Here is an 18,945-nt window from a genome sequence, read left to right on the forward strand (position 1 = left end):
GCCGGGGGCCGGGCCCCGCCGGGGCCCGCACCCGTACCCATGCCCGCACGGGAGCCCGCGCCCGGCCCGCCGCCCAGGTGGAGCGGCATGGTGGTGGCCGCGTCGCCCGCGGCACCCTGCGCCGACCAGCCGGCACCGGCTTCCCCGGAGGTGCCGACACCGGCCTCCGCAGCGCCGCCGGCACTGGCCCCCGCAGAGGAGCCGTCACCCCCGGAGCCGCCGTCACCAGCAGCGGTACCGTCACCCGCCGACGCGTCCCCCAACGTCACGTACGGCCTGATCCGCAGCGGGTCGAAGTCCTCCGCAGCCGCCATCTCCGCCGAGCGGGCGGCGCGCAGCTCGTCCCCCGTGAGCGGCGTCGCGCCCGTATCCGTACCGCACCGGCAGGGCACCCGGTGCTCCGTGCCGGGCTCGCCTGCCGTCCGTCTGCCGCACTCCGGGCACGCGTGTCCGGTCATCGTGGGTCCCCTCCCCTTGAACTGCCTGCGATTATGCAGCCCGCCGCGGCGAAGCCCAACGCCCCTCCCCGCCAACCCCTCCCGTGCCCGGGACGCCGTGAACGGCGCTCGGCAGGCCATAACAGGGCGGAACAGCCAGGATGGGGGTGTAGTGGATCAGCGCGGACCGAGGAGACGCCCATGGCCCAGCAGGTGAGCCCGCCGATGGCCCCCGGCGAGGGGCAGTCCCGCCGGACCGTCCTGGTGGCGATCGGCGCGCTCCTCCTCGGCATGCTGCTCGCGGCACTCGATCAGACCATCGTCTCCACCGCGCTGCCCACGATCGTCAGCGAGCTCGGCGGCCTGGACCACCTCTCCTGGGTGGTCACCGCCTATCTGCTGGCGGCGACGGCGGCGACCCCGCTCTGGGGAAAGCTCGGCGACCAGTACGGCCGCAAGAAGCTCTTCCAGACCGCGATCGTCATCTTCCTGATCGGCTCCGCGCTCTGCGGCATCGCCCAGAACATGCCGCAGCTCATCGGCTTCCGCGCTCTCCAGGGGCTCGGCGGCGGCGGGCTCATGGTGCTCTCGATGGCGATCGTCGGAGACATCGTCACACCGCGCGAACGCGGCAAGTACCAGGGCCTGTTCGGTGCCGTCTTCGGAGTGACGAGCGTGCTCGGGCCGTTGCTCGGCGGGTTCTTCACCGAAGCCCTCAGCTGGCGCTGGGTGTTCTACATCAACCTGCCGATCGGCGTCGTCGCGCTGCTCGTCATCGCGGCCGTGCTGCACATCCCGGTCCACCGCGAGAAGCACACCATCGACTACCTCGGCACCTTCCTCATCGCCTCCGTCGCCACCTGTCTCATCCTCGTTGCATCCCTCGGTGGCACGACCTGGGCCTGGGGGTCCGCGCAGATCATCGCGCTGGCGGTGCTCGCCGTCGTGCTGCTGATCGCGTTCGTCGCCGTCGAGCGACGGGCTGCGGAACCGGTGCTGCCGCTGAAACTCTTCCGGATCAGAACCTTCAGCCTGGTCGCCGTGATCAGCTTCATCGTCGGCTTCGCGATGTTCGGCGCGATGACCTACCTGCCCACGTTCCTCCAGGTGGTCCACGACATCACGCCGACCATGTCCGGTGTGCACATGCTGCCGATGGTCCTCGGCATGCTGCTCACCTCGACCGGCTCCGGCCAGCTCGTCAGCCGCACCGGCCGCTGGAAGGTCTTCCCCCTCGCGGGCACCGCCCTCACCGCCGCCGGCCTGCTCCTGCTCCACCGGCTCTCCCCGGCCAGCTCCACCTGGGAGATGAGCCTCTCCTTCTTCGTCTTCGGTGCCGGGCTGGGCCTCGTCATGCAGGTCCTCGTCCTCGTCGTGCAGAACGCCGTCTCCTACCGGGATCTCGGCGTCGCCACCTCCGGCGCGACGTTCTTCCGCTCCATCGGCGCCTCGTTCGGCGTGGCCATCTTCGGCACCGTCTTCACCAACCGGCTCACCGGCCAGCTCGACAGCGCCCTCGCGGGCCGGTCCCTGCCGCCGGGCGTCGACGCGGACCGGCTGGCGGCCGACCCCCGGGCCATCCAGATGCTCCCGGCCGACCTGCGCCCCTCGATCCTGGAGGCGTACTCCACCTCCATCACGGACGTCTTCCTGTACGCCGCCCCCGTCGTCCTCATCGCCTTCGTGCTGGCCTGGTTCCTCCGGGAGGACAAGCTCCGCGGCTCGGTGACCGCCCCCGACACCAGCCAGACGCTCGCCTCGAACCCGGTGGAGCGCTCCTCGTACGACGAGTGCGCCCGCGCCCTGTCGGTGCTCGCCACCCGGGAGGGGCGCCGGGAGATCTACGAGAAGATCACCGCGCGCGCCGGGTACGACCTGCTGCCCGCGGCCAGCTGGCTGCTGCTGCGGATCAAGCGGCACGGCACCGTGGAGCCCGCGCGGCTCGCCGAGGTGGCCCCCGTACCGCTACGGGTGATCACCGAGGCGGCCCGCCAGGTCGAGGGGCGCGGACTGGCCCGCCGTGAGGGGCTCCAGATGATCCTCACCGACGCGGGGGCCGAGGCGGTCGTCCGGCTCTCCCAGGCCCGGGAGGACTCCCTGGCGGAGCTGTTGGGGGACTGGTGGGGGCCCGAGCGCCCGACCGACCTGGTCAAACTCGTCGCCGAGCTGACCGCCGAGGTCAGCGGGTCGAGCAAGGAGCGCCCCCACACGCCGGCGCCGCCCCGCGACCACGTGGCGGACCGGCACCACGACATCGACCACCCGGACCATCGCGACGGTCACGGTCACCCGGACCGCCGGTCCTGACGGCTCCCGGCTCTGCGGCGCCCCCATCACAGCTTGTCCAGGTATCCAGTAATCACAGCTCCAATCACAGCTCCTTCGCGAACCAGACCTCCGCGTACGGGCTGCGCCGGTGGAAGGCCGGCACCTCCGCGTAGCCGTGCTTCGCGTACAGCCCGCGCGCCTCGACCAGGTCGAGCCGGGTGTCCAGCCGGAGCAGCCGCACCCCGAGCGCCCGCGCCTCCTCCTCGATCGCGGCCAGCAGCAGCCCGCCGCCGCCCGTGGACCGGAACGCCGGGCGTACGTACACCCGCGTCAGCTCCGCCGAACCCGGCGCGGCCTCCTCCGTCAACACCAGCCCGGCGCAGCTCGCGGCCTGGCCCTCGTGCCGGCCGACGACGAACTGACCGGTCGGCGGCGCCAGCAGGTCCGCGCCGTCGTCGGCCAGCCCCTCGGCTATCTCCGCGTCGCTGGCGGGCCGCTGCCAGTAGCGGCTCGCGACCTCGTCGTAGTAGTCGCGGCGCAGTGCGGTGCCATCGGGGGAGTCGAATCGTTCGGCGGTCACGGTCCAGATCATGTGGGGCATTCTTGCTCCCTCACGGTCGAACGACCACGTGATTTATCTGCAGGGGGCAGCAATGGGTGCTGCCCGCCGGCCGGGCGGAGCGGGCGGCGGGCGCCCCGCCCGAGGCGGACCGGGTGAACCTCGCGCTGCCGCGCCTCACCCTGCGTACACGCATCGCCGTCACCCGACAGCTGCCCGCGCTCGGGGTCTTCACCGCCTGGCAGGCGGACGCACCGGAAGATCCGGCCTGGACCTCCCGCAGGCCCCCGCGCACAGCTGATCGTTCTCCCGCACCGGCAGTTTTCCCACCCTGAGCAGTTCTCCGGCCCTGAGCATGATGACAGTCAGGCAAAGAGGGGGTTGATTGTGTCTACCCCGTAGGGCAATGCGAGGCTTCATGCTGCGCTGCCCCGAGTCGAAGGGGCGGGGCATGGAACGGTGGGAGGGTCGGCGCAGCGTGACAAATGCGGATCACAGTGTGCGCGGTGGCGCGGTGGCGGACGCGATGACGGACACGGAGACGAGGACCGGGCTGACCCGGGCCCTGCTCTGGCTGATCGTGGCCGTGCTGGCGGTACGGCAGATGGCGGTGGTGCTGCGGCAGCCGCCCGGCGAACGGCTCACCGATCTGGAGACCTGGATCGGGGAGCACGGCGTCCTGCACGTGACGGGCTCGCTGTACGACAGCGGCAGGTTCACGGGGACGCCCTTCGCCGGTCTGGTGCTGAAGCCGCTCACCGCGTCGGCCGAGGCGGCCCTCGGCATAGCGTGGACCTTCGGTTCCCTGCTCCTGGTGGCCGCCCTCGGTGTCGTCGCCGCCCGGGCCCTGCCCGCGCCGGTCGGCCGGCGTACGGCGCTGCTCGCGGTGCCCGTCGCGATCACCCTGCTCATGCTGTCGCTGCCGGTCCGCAACACCCTCCACCTCGGCCAGACCAGCATCCTGCCGGTCCTCCTGGTGCTGCTGGCCTGCTTCGTCGCCCGGGACCACCGGCTTCAGGGCGTCCTCGTCGGCCTCGCGGCCGCCCTGCAACCGACGCTCCTGCTCTTCGCCGTGCTGCTCTGGCTGACCGGGAAGCGACGGGCCTCGGTGGTCTCGGTGGCCGCCTTCGCCTTCTGTACGGCCGCCGCCTGGGCCGCGGTGCCGAAGGACTCGTGGACGTACTGGGTGCACCACGTCGCGGGCGCCGGGCTCGGTGAGCGGCCGGACAGCCTGGCCAACCAGTCCCTCCACGGCGCGCTGCTCCGGCTCGGCTTCGAAGGGCCCGCGGAGATCGCCCTGTTCCTCGTCCTCGCCGCCGCGGTCACCGTCATCGGCGTACGCCGCGCGGTCCGCTACGCCCACGACGGGCAGCTGCTCCTCGCCGTGGCCGTGACCGGCTGCGTCGTCGTGGCCGTCTCGCCGACCGCCTGGCAGCACCAGCTGCTGTGGGTGCTCCTCGCCGTCGTCGGCAAGGTCGGCAAGCGCGCCTCCGACCGGCTGGTCTGGCCCGCCGTCGTGGTGCTCGTCCTCACCCTCCCCGGCAAGATGCTGCTGCCGAACGTCGGCCTGGTCATCCCCGTACGGGACAACGTGCTGCTCATCGCTGCGCTCGGCGCGGCCTGCCTCGCCCCGTTCCTGCTGCGCACCTCCCCGTACTGGCAGCAGCCGGTCCCCACCGACTTCGCGCAACCGGTCGCCGCGCGCTTGGGACGCGTGCCGCTCCTGCCGTTCTGGCGCCGGGCGCTCCACCGTCCCAACCTCCTGCTGGAACTGCTGCTCATCCGCGTCGTCTACTCCGCGTACGCCCAGGTCCGCCTCGCCGCCACCGCGGGCCGCCCGCTCGCCGAGGAGCACGGCCGGCAGATCCACGCCATCGAGCAGTGGCTGCACGTCGACATCGAGCTCTGGGTCAACCAGACGGTCGTGCGGATCACCTGGCTGCGGGAGTTCTTCGACTACTACTACCTGACCTTCCACTTCATCGTCCCGCTGACGATCCTCGGTGTGCTGTACGCGCGCCGCCCCGCGGACTACCGCTGGGTCCGCTCCTCCATCGGTTTCGCCACGCTGCTGGCGCTCGTCGGCTTCTGGCTCTACCCGCTGGCCCCGCCCCGGCTGATGCCCGGCCTCGGCTTCATCGACACCGTCCACGGGGTGCAGGACTTCGCGAAGCCCGACTACGGGACGCTGACGACGGTCACCAACCAGTACGCGGCGATGCCGTCGCTGCACTTCGGCTGGTCGCTGTGGTGCGGGGTGGTCATCGTGATGCTGGCCCCGAAGCTGTGGATGAAGGCGCTCGGCCTGCTCCACCCGCTCTTCACCATCGCGGCGATCGTGGCGACCGCCAACCACTGGGTGCTGGACGCGGCCGGCGGCGCGCTGGTCGTCTCGCTGGGCTTCGGGCTGACGTATCTGCTGTCGGGGCCGCGGAAGGTGATGGCCGACGACAAACAGGTGGCGGCGGAACCCGTGAAGCCGACGGTGGAACCCGAACCCGAACCCGAAGCCGGACGCGATGCCGAACCCGAACGCGACCCCGAACCCGTACGCGCCGAGGTGGGCGGCACGTAGCAGGCAGAGTACGAGGAACAGCCCGAAGGGGTGCCGGGACGACATCGGACACCGCGACATCGGACACCGCCCCGGCACCCCTTCGGCATGGATCGCCGCGTCCTTACCCGGTCCGCCCGCCGCGCCCGCCCCGCCCCTCGTGGGGCAAGCTCACGAGGGGAACGCGCTCACCTGGAGCTGCTTGATCCCGTTGAGCCAGGCCGAGCGCAGCCGCCGCGGGTCCTCGAGGAGCCGCAGGTCCGGCAGCACGTCCGCGATGGCGTTGAAGATCAGGTCGATCTCCATCACGGCCAGTGACTTGCCGAGGCAGAAGTGCGGCCCGCCGCCTCCGAAGCCGAGGTGCGGGTTGGGGTCGCGGGTGATGTCGAAGGTCTCCGGGGCGTCGAAGACCTCGGGGTCGTTGTTGGCCGAGGAGTAGAACAGCCCGACCCGCTCGCCCTTCCGGATCCGCTGACCGCCCAGCTCCACGTCCTGGGTAGCGGTGCGCTGGAAGGAGACCACGGGAGTCGCCCAGCGGACGATCTCCTCGGCGGTCGTCCCGGGGCGCTCCCGCTTGTAGAGCTCCCACTGCTCGGGATGGGTGAGGAAGGCGTGCATGCCGTGGCTGATGGCGTTACGGGTGGTCTCGTTGCCGGCCACCGCCAGCAGGATCACGAAGAACCCGAACTCGTCGGAGGACAGGTTGCCTTCGCCCTCCGCCGCGACCAGCCGGCTCACGATGTCCTGGGACGGGCACTTCTTGCGGGCCGCCGCCAGGTTCATCGAGTACGCCACGATCTCCATCGCCGCCTCGACGCCGACCTCCTCGGTGATCGCGTACTCGGGATCGTCGTACGCGGCCATCTTGTTGGACCAGTCGAAGATCCTGGACCGGTCCTGCTGCGGTACGCCGATGAGTTCGGCGATCGCCTGGAGCGGCAGCTCCACCGCGACGTTCGTGACGAAGTCGAAGGATCCGTCGGCTCCGGACGCCGTCGCGTGTGCGGTCTCCACGATGGAGCGGGCCCGCGAGCGCAGCGCCTGCTCCAGCGAGCGCACCGCGCGCGGGGTGAAGCCGCGCTGGACGATCTGGCGGACCCGGGTGTGTTCGGGCGGGTCCATGTTGAGCATGATGAGTTTCTGGGCCTCGATCTGGTCGCGGCTGATCGTCTCGTTGAAGCGGATGACCGCGGTGTTGGTGTTCGAGGAGAACAACTCGGGGTGCGTGGAGACGTACTTGACGTCCGCGTGGCGGGTGACGACCCAGTACCCCTCGTCACCGAAGCCGGAGATGTTGGCGGGCTGGGTGCACCACCACACCGGCGCGGTCTGCCGCATCAGGGCGAACTCCGGGTGCGGGATGCGGGCCTGGAGGAGGTCGGGGTCGGTGAAGTCGAACCCGTCGGGCAGTTGGGGGCAGCGCATGGGCACCTCTCCACTCCGGATCTGGCGGCGAACCGTCCGACAGCCGCCCTTGCCTGGCGTTCCTGACGCTCCATCAGAATGTGCCCGCAAGGTAGTAACGAGTTCTACAAGTCGCAAGAGCCCTGGCCGGATCTGTTCCCCGTGCCGGCCCCGCGTGGTCGACAACCCCGGAGCAGGGGCGCGCGCAACGGGTGTACCCGGCCGGTGCACGCCCCTTGCGCAGGTGGTCCCGCGTCACGAGACTGCTACATAACTAGAACGCGTACTAGTTCCTTTCGTGGGCGCCGGGACGCCCCCAGCGGAAGGGCGAGGAGAGGACGAGCTCATGGCCGCGGAACCCGTCATCGTCGAAGCCGTACGCACCCCGATCGGCAAGCGTCAAGGCGCGCTCGCCAATCTGCACCCCGCCTACCTGCTGGGCGAGACCTACCGCGAACTTCTCGGCCGCACCGGCCTCCAGGCCGACTGCGTCGAGCAGATCGTCGGCGGCACCGTCACCCATGCCGGGGAGCAGTCCATGAACCCGGCCCGCAACGCCTGGCTGGCCGTCGGCCTGCCGTACGAGACCGCCGCGACCACGGTGGACTGTCAGTGCGGATCCTCGCAGCAGGCCTCGCACATGGTGGCCAACATGGTCGCCGCCGGCGTCATCGACGTGGGCATCAGCTGCGGCGTCGAGGCGATGTCGCGGGTGCCGCTGGGCAGCGGCTCGAAGCACGGGCCGGGCAAGCCCTGGCCCGACGAGTGGAACGTCGACCTGCCCAACCAGTTCGAGGCCGCCGAGCGCATCGCCCGCAAACGTGGCCTGACCCGTGAGAAGGCCGACGCGCTCGGCCTGCTCTCGCAGCAGCGGGCGGCCGCCGCCTGGGCCGAGGAGCGCTTCAAGCGTGAGACGTACGCCGTCCAGGTCCCCACCACCGAGGAGGAGCAGGCGGCCGGCCAGGGCATGTGGCGGCTCGTCGACCGGGACGAAGGGCTGCGGGACACCTCCATGGAGGCGCTCGCCGGGCTGAAGGCGGTCATGCCGAGCGCCGTCCACACCGCCGGCAACTCCTCCCAGATATCCGACGGGGCCGCCGCCATCCTCTGGTCCTCGAAGCGGATGGCCCGGGCCCTGAAGCTCAAGCCCCGCGCCCGGATCGTCGCCCAGGCCCTGGTCGGCTCCGACCCGCACTTCCACCTGGACGGACCCGTGGACGCCACCCGGGCGGTGCTCGGCAAGGCGGGCATGTCGCTGAAGGACATCGACGTCGTCGAGATCAACGAGGCGTTCGCATCGGTGGTGCTGAGCTGGGCCCAGGAGTTCGAGGCGGACCTCGACGGCCTGGAGAAGGTCAACGTCAACGGGGGTGCGATCGCGCTCGGCCACCCGGTCGGAGCGACGGGCGCCCGGCTGATCACCACCGCCCTGCACGAACTGGAACGCCGCGACAAGGAGTTCGCGCTCATCACGATGTGCGCGGGCGGGGCACTGGCCACCGGCACGATCATTCAGCGGCTGTAGATGCGGAGCCCGCCCAGGAGTCCAGGGGGCCGTTCACCCCTCGGGCTTGCCCGGTCCCTCGAACCCCACCCGCGCGTCGAACGCCGCCCGCCGGGTCGCCCGGCGCAGCGCCTTCAGCAGGGTCGGGCCGACCGTGAGGGTGAGGACGACGGTGAGCACCGCCCGGCCCAGGTCCCAGCCGAGCGAGGTCGCCGCGCAGTAGGCGAGGAAGCGCACCAGGTTCTCGTGGAGCGGGTCGCCCGCGACGAACGAGATGCCCGAGCCCAGCCCGGGGATGATCGTCCAGCCGTACAGATTCATGATCGTGCCGTACGCGAACGCCGCCACGGACCCGTAGAGCGCGAGCATCGCCAACTCGGCCCGGCCGCGCAGCCGGTCAGCACCCGGCAGCAGGCCCGCGCCCATCGTGAACCAGCCCATCGACAGCATCTGGAACGGCATCCACGGCCCCACCCCGCCCGTGAGCAGGGCGGACGCGAACATCGTCACCGAGCCGAGCACGAAGCCGAAGCCCGGCCCCAGCACCCGCCCGCTCAGCACCATCAGGAAGAACATCGGCTCCAGGCCCGCCGTGCCCGCCCCCAGCGGTCGCAGCGCGGCCCCGACCGCCGCCAGCACACCGAGCATCGCGACGGCCTTGGCGTCCATCCCGGATTCCGAGACCGTGGCCACCACCACCGCTACCAGAGCAGGCAGCAGCGCCGCGAACAGCCACGGCGCGTCCTGGGCGTGCGCGAGCCCGGAGTCGGCACCGGCCAGCAGCGGCCAGCCGAAGGCGACCACCCCGACCGCACTCACCAGCACCAGCGCGGCGACCGACTTCGGCCCGAGCCGCACGGGCCGTGGAGCCCGCACCCTCTGCGTACCGCTCACGCTCCCGCCTCCAGGGCCGCGCGCACCTGGGAGACGGTCAGCCACTCCCGCGGCGCGAGGATCTTCGCGGTCTGCGGGGCGAAGGCGGGGGAGGAGACGACCACCCGCCCGGTCGGGCCGTCCGCGACGACCTCCCCGTCGGCGAGGATCACCACCCGGTGCGCCAGCTCCGCCGCCAGCTCTACGTCGTGCGTGGCCAGGACGATCGCGTGGCCCTCGGCCGCCAGCGACCGCAGTACGCCGACGAGCCGGCCCTTCGCCGCGTAGTCCAGACCCCGGGTCGGCTCGTCCAGGAGCAACAGCGGCGGGCGGGCGGTGAGGACCAGGGCGAGGGCCAGGGCGAGGCGCTGCCCCTCGGAGAGGTCGCGGGGGTGGGTGGCGTCCCCGACGCCCGGGAGCAGCTCGGAGACCAGCGCCCGGCAGGTGCCCTCCGCCGCGCCCGCGTCCCGGTCGGCGGCGCCGCACTCGGCGGCCACCGTGTCCGCGTACAGCAGATCGCGCGGCTCCTGCGGGACGAGGCCGACCCGGCGGATCATGGCGCGCGGATCGGTACGGGCCGGGGCCAGGCCCCCGACGCGTACGGAGCCGGAGGTGGGCTCGACCATGCCGACGAGGGCGCCGAGCAGCGTGGACTTCCCGGCCCCGTTGCGGCCCATCAGCGCCACCGTTTCGCCCGGGGCGACGGTGAGCGTGACCCGCCGCAGCGCCTCGATCCGGCCGCGCCGCACGCTCAGGGACCCGACCCGGGTGACGGGGTCGGCGGTGGGGGCCTCCACGGCCCTCGTACGACCCAGGAGCCGGGCGATTCGCCCCGGACCGGGACCCGGGGAGAGCGACGCGGGCGCAACGGCCACGTGCACGGAAAGCTCCGGCGGCGCGGGCGGCGAGGTCTCCGCCAACCGGGCCCGCAGGTCACCGGCCCCCCGCCGGGCATCCCGTACGGAGAGCGGCAGCGGGTCCCAGCCCGCCAGCAGCCCCAGCTCCGCGACCGGCGGCCGGACCGGCGAGATCGCCATGATGTCGGCGGGCGCCCCCATCACGGGGGCGGCACCCGGCGCGGGCAGCAGAACGACCTGGTCCGCGTACTGCACCACCCGCTCCAAACGGTGCTCGGCCATCAGCACGGTCGTCCCGAGGTCGTGCACCAGCCGTTGGAGCACGGCGAGGACCTCCTCGGCCGCCGCCGGGTCCAGCGCGGACGTCGGCTCGTCGAGGACCAGCACCTTGGGGTGCGGGGTCAGCACCGAACCGATCGCCACCCGCTGCTGCTGGCCGCCCGACAGGGTCGCGATCGGCCGGTCACGCAGCTCGGCCAGGCCCAGCAGATCGAGCGTCTCCTCCACCCGGCGGCGCATGACGTCCGGCGCCAGGCCCAACGACTCCATGCCGTAAGCGAGTTCGTCCTCGACCGTGTCCGTGACGAAGTGGGCCAACGGGTCCTGCCCCACCGTGCCGACCAGATCGGCCAGTTCACGCGGCTTGTGCGTGCGGGTGTCCCGCCCGTCCACCGAGACCCGGCCGCTCAGCACCCCGCCCGTGAAGTGCGGCACGAGCCCCGAGACCGTCCCCAGCAACGTCGACTTCCCGACCCCCGACGGCCCGACGAGCAGCACCAGCTCCCCTTCCGGGACCACGAGATCGACGCCGGACAGGGTGGGCCGGTCCGTCCCGTCGTACCGCACGGAGACCTGCTCGAACCTGATCACGCCTGCTCCCTGGTGCGACGGCCGTGTTCTTCGAAGCCCCGGTCGGTCCGTGCCGAGGGCGGTACGGGGGCCACCAGCGCGGGCAGCAGCCCGACCAGCACGGCCGCCGCGGGCCAGAGCGGCAGCACGGGCGCGGTCAGCGGTACGACCCCGGGGTGCAGCGCCGCCGGATCGACGGCGCCCGCCCAGATCATCGCGGCCGCCACCACCGCACCCGACCCCGCCACCAGCCAGGCCCGCAGCCCCCACCGGTCGGGCCGGTAGCGGGTCCTTACCGAGCGCCGCCCGCCCAGCCGCAGCCCTGCCATCGCCGCGACGAGCCCCGCCAGCAGGACCGGCAGCCCGTACACGGCCCCCTGCGCGGCGAGCAGCCCGTACGTGCCGGCGCACACGCCGAGCAGCCCGCCGAGGGTGAGCACGTCGGTGGTGTGCCGGACGGCGGGCGGCACCTGGGCGGTACGCCCGTACCCCCGCGCGTCCATCGACGCGGCCACCGCCACCGACCGCTCCAACGCCCCCTCCAGCACCGGCAGTCCGATCTGCGCGACGGCCTGCACGCCACCGGTCGGCCGCCCCCGCAGCCGCCGCGCGGTGCGGAGCCGGACCACGTCGGCGACCATGTTCGGGGCGAACGTCATCGCGACGACGACGGCGACCCCGACCTCGTACAGCGCACCGGGCAGGGACTTCAGCAGCCGGGCCGGGTTGGCGAGCGAGTTCGCCGCGCCGACGCAGATCAGCAGGGTGGCCAGCTTCATCCCGTCGTAGAGCGAGAAGACCAGCTGTTCCGCCGTGACCCGGCCGCCGATCCGCACCCCCTGCGCCCAGTCGGGCATCGGCACTTCGGGGAGCGTCAGCACGGTGTGCGAGCCCGGGATCTGCGAGCCGAGGAAGACGGAGAAGACCAGGCGCAGCGCCACGACGAAGAGCCCGAGCTTGATGAACGCCCCGTACGAGCGGGCCCAGGGCGCGTCCGTGCGCCGGGCCGCCACCACATACCCCGCCACCCCGACCAGCAGGCCGAGCAGCAGGGGGTTGGTCGTCCGGGAGGCGGCGGTGGCCAGCCCCAGTGCCCACAGCCACCACGCCCCGGCGGGCAGCGCGTTGGAGCGGCCCGCCTCGGGCGCGTGCAGGGCACGGCGGAGCAGCCGGGCCGTCCCGGGGGAGCGGGTCATCGGCGCCGGCGGGCCTGGAGCACGGCGGCGATGCCGAGGAGCAGGACGGCGCCGATGCCGAGGAGGAGACCGGCGGAGGGACCACCGCCGGTGCCGCTGCCGTCGTCCGTTGCCGGGGCCGAGGTGGTGGCGGAGGGCGTGTCGGTCGGCTTCTTGCTGCCGTCCTTCTTGCTGCCGTCGCCCGGCACCTGCTCGCCGCAGCCCGTCTTCGGGTATCCGGAGATCGCGCAGATCATGGCGCTGCTGTCGTACCGCAGCGGCTTCGCCACCGAGGCGAGCGCCTCCGCGCTGCTGGCGTCCGGCGCGAGCTGGGCACAGGCGGTGCGCAGCGCGGGCGGCCTCTCCCCGGCCGGGGCGTCCTCCGCCGTACCGGGGTCGATCACCAGGGCGACGCGCTTGGTGCCCTCCTTCGCCGGGGTGGACGCGCAGACCGCCCCGAAGTCGGGGGCGTGGCGCGGCTGGTCGGCGTCGGAGGAGTCCTCGCTGACGGAGAACCGGAAGCCCTGGACCGTACCGTCGTCGGGGCGCAGGAGGGAGGGCCCCTGGGTGGCGTACGCCCAGTCCTTGCCGCTGCCCTCCCAGAAGGACCAGTAGCGGTACCCGGCGGCCTGAGCCCCACCGGCCCCGAGCAGGACGCCCGAGGCGGCGAGGAGGACGGCGAGGAGAGCGGCGACCGGACTCCGGAGCACCGCCGACGAAGGCCGCGTCACGGCTGCTGCTTCTTCCGGCGCAAGCTGAGCAGGAAACCGATGCCCGCGCCGAAGAACAGACCGAGGCCGACCAGCCACCACAGGCCGAGCCCGCCGTCCTCGCTCTCGGTGCCGCTGGAGGGCTGCGGACCGCTCGGCGTCGGGGAGGGGAGGGCGGTCGCGGCGGGGGCCGGGCCGGTCGCGTTGAGCTGCGCGACCAGGTCGACCCCGCCGAAGTCCCGGGCGTCGGCGGCGGTGGCGTGCGCGGCGAAGATCAGCTGCGCGGTGGCGGCGGGCCCGCCCTGCTGTGCCCACGTCCTGGAGTTCTTCTCCAGCCACTGCACCGAGGCGGCGGCCTTGTCCTTGTGCCCTGAGGCGGCGAGGGCCACGACCGTGTCCGCGGTGTTGCCGAAGTCGGGCTGCGGCTCGCTCTCCTCGGCGCCCGGCATCGGCGGCTGCTCCAGGTAGGGGGAGGCGGCCAGCGTCGCGGCGAGGTAGTGGGCGCCGTTCTGCGCGCTCTGCTCGGCGGTGAGGTCGTCGCCCTTCGTGCAGACGGGGTCCTTCACCGCGTTGGCGTCCCCGATGGCCATGCCCTTGCCCAGCAGACCGAGCACGGCTGCGGCCGACGCGTCGGTGTTGGCGACGAGCTCGCCCTTCTTGCCGGGCTGGTAGGCGAAGGCGCCGCCGTCCTTCTTCCCGCACGGGATGGCCAGGGCCTGGAGCGCGGTGTACGGGGTGCTGCCGTCGGCGGTGGTGAGCTCGCTGATCGGGACGCTCGTACGGGCGAGGGCGCCGATCACGACGGCGGTGGAGTTGGCGTCGCTCGGGCTGCCCGGGTTGTACCCCCAGCCGCCGTCCTCGTTCTGGACGGACTTCAGCCAGTCGGCCCCGTTGTCGGCGGCGTCGCGGTGCTGGCCCAGCTCGACGAACGCCTGGACGGCGGCGGCCGTGGCGTTGGTGTCCATCACGGTCGACGCGTCGCACGGCACGGAGGCGTCGTCCCGGAAGGAGGTGAACGCGCCGCTGTCGCACTGCTGCTCCAGCAGCCAGTCCACGGACTGCTTCGACGGCGTGACGAACTCGATCTTCTGGGCGAGGAAGGCCAGCGACTGCCGCCACACCCCGTCGTACGTGGGGTCCGTGGTCCCGTAGAGCCCGAGCGGCAGCTGGACCGACGGGGACGGGCTCGGTGCGGCGACCGCGACGGGGGCGGCCGCGAAGGGTGCGGCCGCGCCCAGAAGAACGGCGGTGGTCGCGAGCGCGGCTGCGCTGCGGCGTACGGTCATGGCGGGCTGTGCCTCTCCTGCGGGGGTCGGCTCTCCCGGGCGCACGAGGGCACCGGGCTCCGGCCCCGTATACCTCGACGGTGCCGGTCACCGGGGTTCCGGTGACCCTGGGGCCCGTGGTCACACTGCCCCCGGCCGCTCACACTCCGCCCACAGGACGTTCCGACTGCCGTCGCGCGGACGGCTCGGACGGTTCACGGCTGGGGCCGGCGCCGGTTCGCACCGGCTTCCCCCTGTACGGGCATGATGACGACCTGCCCACTCTACCGGGCCGCAGCGTCCCTGCTCGGGGCGGCAGACCGCTCGCGTCGTCCGGAGGGAACAGCACGCGGGCCGCCCTTCGTACCGCGACGCCGGGGCAGGGCGGGACGGCTCACACCGCGATGCACGTGACGGGTTCTCGTCACACCGCGATGCACGTGACGGGTTCTCGTCACACCGCGATGTACGTGACGGGGTCGGCGCCCGCCACCGCCTCCGCGCGCCCGAGCTTCACCAGCCGCCGCAGATGGGACTCGGCCTCCGAGACGGCGATCGACCGCGAACCGTGCGGGATCCGCTCCCAGGGCCGGTTCCACTCCATCCGCTCGGCCAGCTGCCACGGGGTGAGCGGCGTGGCGAGCAGGGCGAGCAGCCCGGTCAGCCGCTCCTCGTGGTGGTCCAGCAGCTCCCGCACGCGTCCGCCCGCGTCGGTGAACGCGTGCTGGTGGGCGGGCAGCACCTCGGCCACCCCGAGCCGCCCGACCCGCTCCAGCGAGGCGAGGTAGTCCCCGAGCGGGTCGGTGACCGCGGTGTCGTCCGGGTCCTCGTACAGCCCGATGTGCGGGCTGATCCCGGGCAGCAGGTGATCCCCGGAGAACAGCCGCCCGTGCCCCGGCAGGTTCGCCGGATGCCGCTCCTCCAGATGGAGGCAGACGTGGCCCGGGGTGTGGCCGGGGGTCCAGACGGCGCGCAGCCGCCGCCCGGCGAGACCGAGCAGCTCGCCGGGCATGATCTCCCGGTCCGGCAGGGCGGGGCGCAGCCCGGGCAGGGTGCGCGTTCGGCCACTCCTGCGGGCGGCGAGCAGCGGGGCGAGGTGGTCGTCGGGCGCGCCGACGGCGGCGAGCTTGCGGGCGAGGTAGTCGAGCCAGGTGCCGGGCTCGGCCTCCCGCGTACGCCGGACGATCGCGGCGTCCGCCTCGTGCATCGCGATCCAGGCCCCGGAGACCTCGCGGACCTGGCCGGAAAGCCCGTGGTGGTCGGGGTGGTGGTGGGTGATGACGACGCCGTGGACGTCGGTGACGGCGGTGCCGAGGGCGGTGAGCCCGGCCACGAGCGTGTCCCAGGAGACGGGGTCGTCCCAGCCGGTGTCGATGAGGACGGGGCCCCGGTCGGTGTCGACGAGGTGGACCAGGGTGTGGCCGAGGGGGTTGTCCGGGATGGGGACCTTGATGCTGTGGACGCCCCCGCCGTGGTCGGTCACCTGCGTCACCTGCGTCATGGGCTTCCCATCTCTGCTCGGCGGCGTGCGCTGATCCCACTGTAACGAGAACTCGTTCCAGTGGTAGCCCAGGTCTACCAAATGTTCGACTCCTGCTCGGTCCCTGCTCCACCCCCGGGTACGGTCCGCGCCGTGGACTCCTGGAACAGGAACTGCTATCAGTTCTGACGAGCAGTCAGTTGCAGTGCACGGGTTCGCTTCGCGGGAGGCAACGGCCATGACGGAACGTACGGAGCTGGTGGAACACGGACAGCTGTTCATCGGCGGGGAGTTCACCGATCCGCTCGGCACCGACGTCATCGAGGTGATCTCCCCGCACACCGAACAGGTCATCGGCCGGGTGCCGCACGCCTCCGAGGCCGATGTGGACCGAGCGGTCGGCGCGGCCCGCCACGCCTTCGACGAGGGCCCGTGGCCCCGGATGACACTGGACGAGCGGATCGCGGTGATCACCCGGATCAAGGACGCCTTCGCCGTACGGCACGAGGAGTTCGCGCGGCTGATCAGCGCCCAGAACGGCACCCCGTACAGCGCGAGCGTGATGGTGCAGGCGCTGGCCGCGATGATGGTCTGGGACTCGGCGGTCACGGTGGCGCGCATGTTCCCGTACGAGGAGCGGCGCGACGGGGTGCTGGGCCCCCTCCTGGTGCGCCGCGAACCGGTCGGCGTGGTGGCGGCTGTCGTCCCGTGGAACGTCCCCCAGTTCACGGCAGCTGCCAAACTGGCCCCCGCGCTTCTGGCAGGCTGCACGGCGATCCTGAAGGTCTCCCCGGAAACCCCCCTGGACGCCTACCTCTTGGCGGAGATAGCGGCGGAGGCAGGCCTCCCGCCCGGCGTCCTCTCCATCCTCCCGGCCGACCGTGAGGTCAGCGAGTACCTGGTGGCGCACCGGGACATCGACAAGGTCTCCTTCACGGGCTCGGTCGCAGCGGGCCGCCGCGTGATGGAGGTCGCCTCCCGCAACCTGACCCGCGTCACCCTCGAACTGGGCGGCAAGTCGGCGGCGGTGATCCTGCCGGACGCGGACCTGGAGGCGGCGGTCGCGGGCATCGTCCCCTTCGCCTGGATGATCAACGGCCAGGCGTGCGTGGCCCAGACCCGCATCCTGGCCCCGCGCTCCCGCTACGACGAGATGGCGGAGGCGTTCGCGGCAGCGGCCGGCGCGCTCCGCGTAGGCGACCCGATGGACCCGACCACCGAACTGGGCCCCCTGGTGGCCCGACGCCAGCAGCAACGCTCGCTCGACTACATCCGTCTGGGCCAGGAGGAAGGCGCCAAGATCCTGACCGGCGGCAACCGCCCGCCCTCCCAGGAGCGAGGCTGGTACGTCGAGCCGACGCTCTTCGGCTCGGTCGACAACTCGATGCGCATCGCCCGCGAGGAGATCTTCGGCCCGGTGATCTGCCTGATCCCGTACGGCGACGAGGCCGAGGCCGTCCGCATCGCCGACGACTCCCCGTACGGCCTCAGCGGCAGCGTCTGGACGGCGGACACCGAACGCGGCATCGACATCGCCCGCCGCGTCCGCACCGGCACGTACAGCGTGAACACCTTCAGCCTGGACATGCTCGGCCCGTTCGGCGGCTACAAGAACTCCGGCCTGGGCCGCGAGTTCGGCCCCGAGGGCTACGGCGAGTTCTTCGAGCACAAGATGATCCACCTTCCCGCCGGCTACCGGGAGGCATGATGGGCGACCGCTGGCACATCGAGGTCGACCGCTCCGTCTGCATCGGCTCCGGCATGTGCGTCAACCATGCCCCGGACGCCTTCCACCTGGACACCGCCCGCCAGTCCCGTCCGCAGGAGGAGGACCGCGACGCCGGCGAACAGGTCCTCGCGGCGGCGGAGGGCTGCCCGGTCGAGGCGATCACGCTGACGCTGGTGGGGTCGGGGGAGGTGGTGTTCCCACCGGAGGAGTGAGCCGTTTCCCTCTCTCGCCTCCCGTGGAGCTACTCGGATCGGGACACCAGCCCCACGCGCGCCGCGGCGAGAGATGCCGTGCGTGCCTGAAATGCTGCCGAGGTGCCCTCTGACGTCACGGTAACCGTCAGAGTGTCATCCCTTCCGCGCCGGAGAGTGAAAGAGAGTTTTAGCCCTGTTCCGGTGATATCCGTTTGAATTCTGCGATCGCGCGGAGGGGGAATGTGGATATCTATGAGAGTTGAGGGAATCCACCCGTGCGCGGTCAGATCATCGATGGCCAGAAACTGCAGATGAACCTGCAGGGTGCTGTGGCCGAGCTCGGACCAGGCCGGTGGCGGGTTCTCCGGGTAGGAAGGAAGGTCGATCCGTAGCGTCAGTGTGGGTCCTCGCCAGTCGAGATGGAAGGACCTGAGACGCGCAGACTTCAGGGGCGGGACAGTGGAGTAGAGGGAACCGAGAGGGTGTGGATTATGCACCAGATCGGCCCAATGGGGGGTCTCAGGGTGGTATTCCTTCGTATCGAAGCTGGAAAGCTTCTGTCTTGATTGCCCGTGCAAGGAAGTTATCTGGTGGCTGCTGGCCTGTGTGTCCGGAGTCGAGGTGATTCGTTAGAACGTGTACGGATAGATCTCGACCAGGGGTGTGGAAAAGCGTATGCGCTCTCCGGGCGTGACGTGTTCGGACGTCCACTCAATCAGGACAATGTCCGATGACAGCCTTAGGGCTACTACTCCGTCAGCGTCCGCGGAATCGACCACTGCGCAGACGGTGAGTTCTTCCTCAGGTCCCCCCGCCAGTACGTCCGGTGGCGGAGCGGCATCCCATGAGGTTACCGACTCTGGGATATCGGTCTCAACGAAACAGGGGGTGCTGGGCGGAAGGTCGCCGTGCCACCGACCCCATGCCTGCCCTGTCGGCCCCGTGAACGTGACGAGGTCGGTGCTGCCAGGGATCTCTCGAATGTCTGTAATCCGCATGAGGCTCAGATCAGCCAGGGCGCGTCAACTGCCAACGCCGGGTGGACTCTGGAACGTCTGCAATGGCTTCCGGGTTCTGTGGTCGGGGC

At 71.9% G+C, this 18,945-nt stretch carries 14 protein-coding genes and 2 pseudogenes; 6 read left to right on the forward strand and 10 right to left on the reverse strand.

Annotated elements, in window-relative coordinates:
* Positions 1-458 (reverse strand): annotated as a pseudogene (locus ABZ154_RS31325) (peptidoglycan-binding protein); the annotation flags it as partial.
* Positions 459-638: 180 nt separating this feature from the next.
* On the opposite strand from ABZ154_RS31325, the gene ABZ154_RS31330 reads away from it, so the two are divergent.
* A complete protein-coding gene (locus ABZ154_RS31330; protein WP_356837748.1) occupies positions 639-2,744 on the forward strand; it encodes an MDR family MFS transporter in 2,106 nt (701 codons plus the stop codon).
* A gap of 64 nt (positions 2,745-2,808) precedes the next feature.
* Here ABZ154_RS31330 and ABZ154_RS31335 read toward each other — a convergent pair whose 3' ends face one another.
* Positions 2,809-3,297, reverse strand: coding sequence for a GNAT family N-acetyltransferase (locus ABZ154_RS31335; RefSeq protein ID WP_356837749.1), 489 nt, complete (start codon positions 3,295-3,297; stop codon positions 2,809-2,811).
* 65 nt (positions 3,298-3,362) lie between these two features.
* Here ABZ154_RS31335 and ABZ154_RS31340 point away from each other — a divergent pair.
* Together ABZ154_RS31340 and ABZ154_RS31345 are read left to right on the forward strand one after the other, a co-directional pair.
* Positions 3,363-3,494 (forward strand): annotated as a pseudogene (locus tag ABZ154_RS31340) (serine protease); the annotation flags it as partial.
* Between the two features lie 221 nt (positions 3,495-3,715).
* Complete coding sequence (locus ABZ154_RS31345; RefSeq protein ID WP_356837750.1) at positions 3,716-5,839, forward strand: phosphatase PAP2 family protein; 2,124 nt, start codon at positions 3,716-3,718, stop codon at positions 5,837-5,839.
* Positions 5,840-5,989: 150 nt separating this feature from the next.
* Here ABZ154_RS31345 and ABZ154_RS31350 read toward each other — a convergent pair whose 3' ends face one another.
* On the reverse strand, positions 5,990-7,243 hold the full coding sequence (locus ABZ154_RS31350) for a cytochrome P450 (protein WP_356837751.1): 1,254 nt from the start codon (positions 7,241-7,243) through the stop codon (positions 5,990-5,992).
* 325 nt (positions 7,244-7,568) lie between these two features.
* Here ABZ154_RS31350 and ABZ154_RS31355 point away from each other — a divergent pair, with 325 nt between their 5' ends.
* The gene (locus ABZ154_RS31355; protein ID WP_356837752.1) at positions 7,569-8,747 is read left to right on the forward strand and encodes a steroid 3-ketoacyl-CoA thiolase; all 1,179 of its coding nucleotides are present in this window, start codon (positions 7,569-7,571) and stop codon (positions 8,745-8,747) included.
* Between the two features lie 33 nt (positions 8,748-8,780).
* On the opposite strand, the gene ABZ154_RS31360 is transcribed toward ABZ154_RS31355, so the two are convergent.
* The 6 genes from ABZ154_RS31360 to ABZ154_RS31385 form a co-directional block, all read right to left on the reverse strand.
* Positions 8,781-9,620 carry an ECF transporter S component gene (locus ABZ154_RS31360; protein ID WP_356837753.1) on the reverse strand — a complete coding sequence of 280 codons (840 nt, stop codon included), beginning with the start codon at positions 9,618-9,620 and terminating at the stop codon, positions 8,781-8,783.
* A complete protein-coding gene (locus ABZ154_RS31365; protein WP_356837754.1) occupies positions 9,617-11,326 on the reverse strand; it encodes an ATP-binding cassette domain-containing protein in 1,710 nt (569 codons plus the stop codon). Before ABZ154_RS31365 ends, ABZ154_RS31360 begins: the two co-directional genes overlap by 4 nt.
* A complete protein-coding gene (locus ABZ154_RS31370; protein WP_356837755.1) occupies positions 11,323-12,501 on the reverse strand; it encodes an energy-coupling factor transporter transmembrane component T in 1,179 nt (392 codons plus the stop codon). Before ABZ154_RS31370 ends, ABZ154_RS31365 begins: the two co-directional genes overlap by 4 nt.
* The gene (locus ABZ154_RS31375; RefSeq protein ID WP_356837756.1) at positions 12,498-13,211 is read right to left on the reverse strand and encodes an SCO2322 family protein; all 714 of its coding nucleotides are present in this window, start codon (positions 13,209-13,211) and stop codon (positions 12,498-12,500) included. Before ABZ154_RS31375 ends, ABZ154_RS31370 begins: the two co-directional genes overlap by 4 nt.
* Positions 13,208-14,476, reverse strand: coding sequence for a prenyltransferase/squalene oxidase repeat-containing protein (locus tag ABZ154_RS31380; protein WP_356837757.1), 1,269 nt, complete (start codon positions 14,474-14,476; stop codon positions 13,208-13,210). Before ABZ154_RS31380 ends, ABZ154_RS31375 begins: the two co-directional genes overlap by 4 nt.
* A gap of 433 nt (positions 14,477-14,909) precedes the next feature.
* Positions 14,910-15,956 carry an MBL fold metallo-hydrolase gene (locus ABZ154_RS31385; protein ID WP_356837758.1) on the reverse strand — a complete coding sequence of 349 codons (1,047 nt, stop codon included), beginning with the start codon at positions 15,954-15,956 and terminating at the stop codon, positions 14,910-14,912.
* A gap of 217 nt (positions 15,957-16,173) precedes the next feature.
* Between ABZ154_RS31385 and ABZ154_RS31390 the strand changes: the two genes are divergently transcribed.
* Together ABZ154_RS31390 and ABZ154_RS31395 are read left to right on the forward strand one after the other, a co-directional pair.
* The gene (locus ABZ154_RS31390; RefSeq protein ID WP_356837759.1) at positions 16,174-17,643 is read left to right on the forward strand and encodes an aldehyde dehydrogenase; all 1,470 of its coding nucleotides are present in this window, start codon (positions 16,174-16,176) and stop codon (positions 17,641-17,643) included.
* The gene (locus ABZ154_RS31395) at positions 17,643-17,876 is read left to right on the forward strand and encodes a ferredoxin (protein WP_356837771.1); all 234 of its coding nucleotides are present in this window, start codon (positions 17,643-17,645) and stop codon (positions 17,874-17,876) included. Before ABZ154_RS31390 ends, ABZ154_RS31395 begins: the two co-directional genes overlap by 1 nt.
* 29 nt (positions 17,877-17,905) lie before the next feature.
* On the opposite strand, the gene ABZ154_RS31400 is transcribed toward ABZ154_RS31395, so the two are convergent.
* Positions 17,906-18,355 (reverse strand): Imm50 family immunity protein, encoded by a 450-nt coding sequence (locus tag ABZ154_RS31400; protein ID WP_356837772.1) that lies wholly within the window; start codon positions 18,353-18,355, stop codon positions 17,906-17,908.
* Positions 18,356-18,945: the final 590 nt, after the last annotated feature.

Source organism: Streptomyces sp. NPDC006261 (assembly GCF_040613515.1).
Lineage (GTDB): Bacteria > Actinomycetota > Actinomycetes > Streptomycetales > Streptomycetaceae > Streptomyces.